The following is a 7,696-nucleotide window of genomic DNA, read 5'->3' as shown; positions in this document are numbered from 1 at the left end:
GTGCACGAGTCGCGAGAGCCGGTGTGCAGAACCGAAAATTGCCGAACGACCGTTCGGGCATCGTGGACCCCGCTTTGACGTCGGGTCCAGACGGCGTCGAAGCCGTGGCTCACACCGCCACGCCTTTCCTTTTCCATTCTTCAAAGGATCTCCCGATGACCTTCGGTATCCAGCCATTGAACCAGCCGCCCGGCGCAGGCGGTCTTGCGTTCCTCGCCCCCGTTGCACTCAATCCGCAAGCCGGAATGGCCGACGCCGCCGGTATGCCCGTGGTGGAAATTGCCAATGTGGCGAACGTTCGCGCAGAGTCGCCGGTGCATCCGTGGCGTGTTCCCCGGCCATCTCTCGACATCGAGGCCACCGGTCGTGACCATGATGCGTTCGGCAAGTCAACACCGGAATTTCGGGCTGGGTTTGCGTCCGCATCCGCAGTGGCGTCGCCAAACGATGTGACCGACGAGACGGTTTTTGGCGCGTTTTCGCCTGCGCTGGCGGATGTCGATGCCGTCGACGTTTTCGACACCTCGCTGGCGACCGCCCGGCTGAGCGCGCCGCGCACCGCGCAGCCAGTGCTGTGCGCGGCATCGCTTGCGACGCTCCACGTCTGTGCGAGCGCCCAGAATGCCAACACGCGCGTCGTGGCCCTCGAAGGCCGGAATCACCCGGTCGTCATGCCGGACGGGCGCAGCGAGCGCGCCCAGATCTGTCGCGATATCGTCAACGGCTCGTTGCTGGGCACCGACGGCAGAAACGGCACGGTGCCCTTCGACACGAGCCGGACCGACGTGACGAAGACGGTGGCGGACACCGCACGTCGCTGGACGGGCAAGCCTTTGCTCGCCGGCAAGAAGGAGTGGACGACGGCGTGTCTGATGAATACGCCACCGGGAAAATTCGTTGGCGAACTGAACGACCGTCTGCACGCCGGCAAGCGGCTATTGCCGCCGCGCGAGAGCACCGAATGGATGCTTCGGGTAGGGTTTTCCGATGGGTTGCCAATGCATCAGGCGTTCGTGCGGGGCGATCTGCCGGGCACGGTCGGACTGGGAACGGACGAATGGGTCAAACTGGCCCTGGGCATCGAGCAATTGGGCGAGCGTCACTGGGATATGCGCCATGTCGAGGTGGTCGATGCCGCCGCCATGCCTGCAACGAACACCAGGGCGTTCACGGCACTGGCGACATCGTTGTCGTCGACAGCGCCGCATATCGCGACACAGCGTCTGCGAAATCAACTGACGATGCGCGGCATTCCGACCGTACCGGCAGAGGCGACGAGCCGGGCTCCGGACGTCGCTTGATCCTGCGCGTCCACGCCGGCGGGTAGTCGATTGCCGCTGGCCGACGCTGCAAAAAAACGCGCCCGGTGTGACCCGGGCGCGTTTGCTTTGCCTGTGCGTCGAATGCCGGCGCGGCATTCTCGGTTGCCAGGCGGCATCAGGTGCGGCGATAGATCTCGGCGCCGCTCTTGACGAACTCGACTGCCTTGACTTCCATGCCCTGTTTGAGCGCGGCTTCGTCCGTAATGCCTTGCTTCGCAGCGTAGTCGCGCACGTCCTGCGTAATCTTCATCGAGCAGAAGTGCGGGCCGCACATCGAGCAGAAGTGAGCCACCTTCGCGGAGTCCTTCGGCAGCGTTTCATCGTGGAATTCGCGCGCCTTGTCCGGATCGAGGCCGAGGTTGAACTGGTCTTCCCAACGGAATTCGAAGCGTGCCTTCGACAGCGCATTGTCGCGAATCTGCGAGCCGGGGTGACCCTTTGCAAGGTCGGCGGCGTGGGCGGCAAGCTTGTACGTGATGATGCCTTCCTTCACGTCGTCCTTGTTGGGCAGACCAAGGTGTTCCTTCGGCGTGACGTAGCACAGCATGGCGGTGCCGTACCAGCCGATGGTGGCCGCGCCGATACCGGACGTAATGTGGTCGTAGCCCGGTGCGATGTCCGTGGTCAGCGGTCCAAGGGTGTAGAACGGCGCCTCGTCGCAGTACTCGAGCTGGAGATCCATGTTCTCCTTGATGAGTTGCATCGGGACGTGGCCCGGGCCTTCGATCATCACCTGAACGTCGTGCTTCCAGGCAATTTGCGTGAGCTCGCCGAGCGTCTTGAGTTCGGAGAGCTGCGCTTCGTCGTTGGCGTCGTAGATCGAGCCGGGGCGCAGGCCGTCACCCAGCGAGAACGCAACGTCGTACGCCTTCATGATTTCGCAGATCTCTTCGAAGTGCGTGTACAGGAAGCTTTCCTTGTGGTGGGCGAGGCACCACTTGGCCATGATCGAGCCGCCGCGGCTGACGATGCCCGTCATGCGGTTGGCCGTCATCGGCACGTACGCCAGACGCACGCCGGCGTGAATCGTGAAGTAGTCGACACCTTGCTCGGCCTGCTCGATGAGCGTGTCGCGGAACATTTCCCACGTCAGATCTTCGGCCTTGCCGTTCACCTTTTCGAGCGCCTGATAGATCGGCACCGTGCCGATGGGCACCGGGCTGTTACGCAGAATCCACTCACGCGTTTCGTGGATGTGCTTGCCGGTCGACAGATCCATGACGGTGTCGCCGCCCCAGCGGATCGCCCACGTCATCTTGTCCACTTCTTCGCCGATCGACGACGTCACGGCCGAATTGCCGATATTCGCGTTGATCTTCACGAGGAAATTACGGCCGATGATCATCGGCTCGGATTCCGGGTGGTTGATGTTGTTCGGAATGATGGCGCGGCCGCGAGCGATTTCGTCGCGCACGAATTCCGGCGTGATCTCGGCGGGAATGCTCGCGCCGAAATGCTGACCCGGATGCTGGCGCGAGAGCAGCTTGGCCAGACGCTCGCCTTGCGGGCCGGCATTGCGCACGCTTTCGATGTATTCCTGACGGCGCAGGTTTTCGCGAATGGCGACGTATTCCATCTCGGGCGTGATGATGCCCTGACGTGCGTAGTGCATCTGCGTCACATTCTTGCCGGCCTTGGCACGGCGCGGCGTGCGATGCAGGCCGGGGAAGCGCAGATCGGCGGTCGCGCTGTCATCCGCGCGCTCACGGCCATAGGCCGAGGACAGGCCCGGCAGAGCTTCGGTGTCGCCGCGCTCTTCAATCCACTTCGCGCGCAGCGCGGGCAGACCGGAGCGGATATCGATGGTCGCGTTCGGATCCGTGTACGGGCCCGAGCAGTCGTAGACGTAGATCGGCGGGTTCTTTTCGCCGCCGAAGCTCGTCGGCGTGTCGGCTTGCGAGATTTCACGCATCGGGACCTGAATGTCCGGGCGCGAACCCTGTACGTAAATCTTGCGGGAATTGGGCAGCGGTGCGATCGCGGCTTCGTCCACGCGCGCGTTGGCTGAGAGGAACTTCGGATTGGCGTTCATGCAATGTCTCCTGGCGGGGCACGTGTTGACGCCGACAATTTCGGCGCAAAGCGGCTCAGGAGCATGAACGGGGGCGAGGAATTTCTACGCTCCCTGCGCTGGCATTATCCAGATCAGGTTCTAAGGGTATTTCTCACCCACAACTCACGTTGCAGGACCCCTGCGCTTAGCTTTGCGGCAACGATACACCGACATACCCGGCAAACACAAGCGCGATGTGTCCCGAAAAACGTGAACCGGACATGGTGCGGTGCGACATTCCCGCCATCGTCGAAAGCTTGTGCAGCCGCGGTTTCGTGGTGGTTTCGCACCCCGTGCGTGCGTCGTCGCCATGAATGAACGCCTACTGTTGCGCCAGGCGAACCTCGCGCTGAAACTCGCGCGGCATCAGCCGCAAGGCATCGCGGAAAAAGCGCCGGTCGGGCGGCGGGAGCATCGGCAGCACGCGCCCGAGCGACTGGGCGGCATGCAGCGCCTGAGGCGAGTCGCCGTCCTGATGCAGCGCAAACCACAACATCTCGAACCACAGGTTGGCGAGTTGTAACGGTTCGAAGCGCACGCGTCCCTCTTCATGGTCCGCCAGTGTCGTCATGATGACGTCGGTCCAGCGCAGAAACCCTTTGGCGCGGGAGAACGGGGCGCCGAACGGTTGCACCGCATCGAGAAAGGCGTCGACCGCCAGCGGCGTGCTCGCGCGCAGGGTCTCAAGGTCCGGGGCGCGCCGCACCGGGACCGCGCCGCGCGCGATACGCAACAGGAAGACGGTATTCCAGACCGAATTTCCGCCCACGCCGAAGCGGTCGCAGATCCACTCCGACAGGCCGATCCAGCGCAAGGCCTGACGCTGCACGTCGGCTGCGGCCAGACGCCTGCCGGGGTCGATGAGGGCGCTTTGCCAGAAGAGCCAGAGCGACAGGCCGATGTTCGCGGCGACGTGTTGCGCCAGTTCGATGGAATCGGCCTCGAAGGCGGCTTGCAAGGCGTCGGAAAATGCGGCCAGCGCGTCGGCGGCCGATTGCGCTCGTGCCGGCATCGGGCCGTTGCGTGCGGCGTGCGATTTATGCAGCAGCGCTTGCAGATTACGGCTCTCGAAGCGGATTCGCGGGTTGTAGAGGAGGCAGGGGGCGAGCGAGGCGTCGTCGCTGATACGTTGGAGGTGCGCCAACGCGCCTGCTTCGTCGCGCAACGCGTAAGCTTGCCAGCCCTGCACGATCCAGTGCATGGCGCGCAGCGTCGGCGACCCGGACGGGGTGGCGCCGAATGTGGCGGCGAGGGTAGCGAGCGTTTGCTTCGTGCGCAGGGCGTCGCCCATGCGCCGCCACACGATGGTCTCGGCGAGCAGCGCAATGCCGAGTTGCACGTCGTCTACCGCGCAGACCTGCGCTGCGTGAAACGACGGAATCGCCCCCGTACGATGGGCACGTCTGAGCTCGCCGGGCGAGGCGGCTGGCGGCGGCGCGAAGAAGACGCCGTCCTGCATGTCGCGCTTGCCCAGTGTCAGGTGATGCCAGAACGCGATGTCCTGCATGACGTAATCGAGTGCCGGCGTTCGCGTCTCGGGCGCCGCATCGTGGGGCAGACCCAGAAACGTGGCGATGGCCCGACGCGAATCGGCGGGGGTGGTGCCGCCGATCGTGACCTCGATGCGTGACGTCTCATGCGGCGCGAGCCAGAAAGGCCCCTTGCCGCGCCCACGTGTGGGGAGCAGGCGCACGTCCATCTGTCGATCGTCGCCCCATCCGACTGCGACGCCCCAGCGCGCAAAGTCCGAAAACGCGCGGCTGATGAGCATTCGCAGGTCGCCCGCAATGGCCGTCTGGCCAAAACGGACTTTCAGCGACGCCAACGAAACGGGGGCGGTTTCGTACCGCGCCGCGTAGTAGACGCGCATCAGCAACCACAGGCTTTGATAGCGCGCCGGGCGGCCATCGATCTTCTGCGGCGCATCCAGGCGGACGACGAGCGCCGGCGCCGCGGGGGTGGCGGAGGCAGCAGCAGAAGCGGGGGCGGTGTCGGCAGCACGCGGCGTAGCAGCGGTATCGGACATGGCGGGAGGGAAATCCAATCGCTCCGGGCGGGCGGACGACGTCCGCGCCATCCTCGGCATACTCAGAGGGGGCGTGCAGATGATACGGCGGTTACGTCGGTTACGGTAGCGCCGCTTTGCATCTGTCGAAACGCGCACTAAGCTGCAAACGCTCTCGACAGCAGGCGCCTGGCCAGTGCCATCGATACCTGGACAACGTGTTTGTCATTCATCCAATCAGGACTGCTAAATGAAAACAATAATTTCCCATTGGCGGCGCGTGGCATTCGTGGCGCGTCTGAGCGCTGCGCTCGTCTTGCCGGTCGTCTTCACGACGCCGGCGCATGCGGCCGATGTCGTGAAGACCGCACCCGCCGACATGCCCGCCCCCGTGCACATCACCGAGCGCGCCGACTGGGGCAAGTACTTCGCGCAGGAGAACGTGAAGGGCACGATCGTCGTGCTCGATGGAAAGACGCAAACGTATCAGGCGTTCGATTCGGCGCGGGCGGAGCGTCGCGTGTCGCCGGCGTCCACCTACAAGATTTTCAACAGCTTGCTGGCGCTCGAATCGGGGGCGCTCAACGATGAGCGCGAGGTGATTCCCTGGGACGGTAAGCCGCGTCGCACCAAGGCCTGGAGTGCCGCGATGGATTTGCGCACGGCGTTTCGCGTGTCGTGCCTGCCGTGTTACCAGATCGTGTCGCACAAGATTGCACGCGATTATGCGCAATCGAAACTCGACGCCGTCGGATATGGCAATCACACCATCGGTCGTGCAGCCGATGCCTATTGGGTCGACGACAGCTTGCAGATTTCGGCGCGTGAGCAGGTCGATTTCCTGCAACGTCTCGCGCGCGGCACGTTGCCGTTCTCGGCGCGCACGCAGGACATCGTGCGTCAGATGTCGATTGTCGAAGCCAACGCCGATTACGTGCTCCATGGCAAGACAGGTTGGTTCGTCGACAAGAAGCCGGATATCGGCTGGTGGGTAGGCTGGCTGGAGCGCGACGGCAATCTCACGATGGTCGCGCTGAACATGGATATGGGGGGAGACGCCGACGCGCCCAAGCGCGCACGCATCGTACGCAGTGTGCTCAAGGATCTGAAGCTGATCTGAGCGCGACGTGACGTCGTGCGCAGGCCCGCCCGGCGTGCGACGGCATTGATCATCGCGCGGTGCAGACGCCAGTGGCGGTGCAACCGCGCGATGAAAGCCCGGTCGAGCGCTTACAACGTGCGCCCGTGCTTGAGGGCAGCGGCGATTTCCGCCACGTGACGACCTTGTGTCTTCGCGATTTTCAGTTCGTTTTCGCTGGGTTGGCGCGAGCCGTCACCCGCCGCGAGCGTGGTGGCGCCGTAAGGAGTGCCGCCGGTAATCTCGGCCATGTTGGTGAGGCCCGGCTCGGTGTACGGTACGCCGACGATCACCATGCCGTGGTGGAGCAATGTGGTGTGAAAGCTCGTGATCGTCGTTTCCTGTCCGCCGTGCTGCGTGGCGGTGCTGGCGAACACGCTGCCGACCTTGCCGACCAGCGCCCCCTTGGCCCAGAGGCCGCCCGTCTGGTCGAGGAAGTTGCGCATCTGCGCGGTCATGTTGCCGAAGCGAGTGGGGGTGCCGAAGATGATCGCGTCGTAGTCGACAAGCTGATCTACGCGCGCGACAGGCACGTTCGCGAACGCGGCACGGGCGGCCTTGGCGCCGCTTTTTTCCAGGACGTCGTCGGGCACGAGCTCGGGGACTTGCATGATAGTGACTTCGGCGCTCGCGACGCTGCGCGCGCCTTCGGCAACCGCTTCGGCCATCTTGTAGATGTGCCCGTACATGCTATAGAACACCACTAGGATCTTGGCGTTGGCCATGTGAATCTCCTTAGGGGTCGAGAGGAGCCGGCGTTGCGCTCAGACGACTGCACAACGCAAGCCGTTCCATCATAGTCGACCCGTGTGACGAGACCCTGAAGCCGGTGTGCGAGACCAGAAGCCGGAGCGTGATCGCCCGGCAGTGTGCGGGTGGTTCAGCGCAAACGCGAACCGATGAGACAGCCGAGCGCGAGCGCCGCCATCAGCACGGTCACGCTCGCCGACACGCCGCCGGCCAGCGCCAGGCCGGTCGCTGCCAGACCATGCGCCATGACCGCGGCCGGCACGAGCAATACCACGCTCACCACACACCACCGCATGACGTAGCGCCACATGAAGCGGCTCACGATCTGCATACGCGCGTCGAGTTGATGCCGCTGCCAGAACGACAGATCGGCTGCCGCGTGGAAGAGCCACAGCGGGCTGAAGTATTTGATGAACAAGTCCATGACG

Annotated in this window: 6 protein-coding genes and 1 riboswitch; of the genes, 2 read left to right on the top strand and 4 right to left on the bottom strand. The window is 64.1% G+C overall.

Translation table 11 applies throughout. The features are described from left to right. Window positions 1-155: 155 nt before the first annotated feature. Window positions 156-1,301: a hypothetical protein gene (locus UC34_RS18965; RefSeq protein ID WP_157123239.1), complete on the top strand. Its 1,146-nt coding sequence runs from the start codon at window positions 156-158 to the stop codon at window positions 1,299-1,301. A 136-nt stretch (window positions 1,302-1,437) separates the two neighbouring features. Here UC34_RS18965 and thiC read toward each other — a convergent pair whose 3' ends face one another. Together thiC and UC34_RS18955 are read right to left on the bottom strand one after the other, a co-directional pair. Beyond that, window positions 1,438-3,354, bottom strand: a complete 1,917-nt coding sequence (gene thiC / locus UC34_RS18960; RefSeq protein ID WP_044456788.1) for a phosphomethylpyrimidine synthase ThiC — start codon at window positions 3,352-3,354, stop codon at window positions 1,438-1,440. Between the two features lie 73 nt (window positions 3,355-3,427). Beyond that, window positions 3,428-3,526: riboswitch (TPP riboswitch) on the bottom strand. Between the two features lie 171 nt (window positions 3,527-3,697). Next, a complete protein-coding gene (locus UC34_RS18955) occupies window positions 3,698-5,401 on the bottom strand; it encodes a hypothetical protein (RefSeq protein WP_052811131.1) in 1,704 nt (567 codons plus the stop codon). Window positions 5,402-5,630: 229 nt separating this feature from the next. On the opposite strand from UC34_RS18955, the gene blaOXA reads away from it, so the two are divergent. Then, window positions 5,631-6,500: an OXA-62 family carbapenem-hydrolyzing class D beta-lactamase gene (gene blaOXA / locus UC34_RS18950; RefSeq protein ID WP_063389849.1), complete on the top strand. Its 870-nt coding sequence runs from the start codon at window positions 5,631-5,633 to the stop codon at window positions 6,498-6,500. 110 nt (window positions 6,501-6,610) lie between these two features. Here the strand turns inward: blaOXA and wrbA are convergent, their stop codons facing one another. Together wrbA and UC34_RS18940 are read right to left on the bottom strand one after the other, a co-directional pair. Further along, the gene (wrbA, locus tag UC34_RS18945) at window positions 6,611-7,243 is read right to left on the bottom strand and encodes an NAD(P)H:quinone oxidoreductase (protein WP_044456787.1); all 633 of its coding nucleotides are present in this window, start codon (window positions 7,241-7,243) and stop codon (window positions 6,611-6,613) included. A gap of 155 nt (window positions 7,244-7,398) precedes the next feature. Further along, complete coding sequence (locus UC34_RS18940) at window positions 7,399-7,692, bottom strand: hypothetical protein (RefSeq protein ID WP_044456786.1); 294 nt, start codon at window positions 7,690-7,692, stop codon at window positions 7,399-7,401. Window positions 7,693-7,696: the final 4 nt, after the last annotated feature.

The organism is Pandoraea vervacti (assembly GCF_000934605.2).
GTDB lineage: Bacteria > Pseudomonadota > Gammaproteobacteria > Burkholderiales > Burkholderiaceae > Pandoraea > Pandoraea vervacti.
The sequence above is the reverse complement of the archived record's forward strand: the minus strand, read 5'-3'. Positions and strand labels throughout refer to the sequence as shown.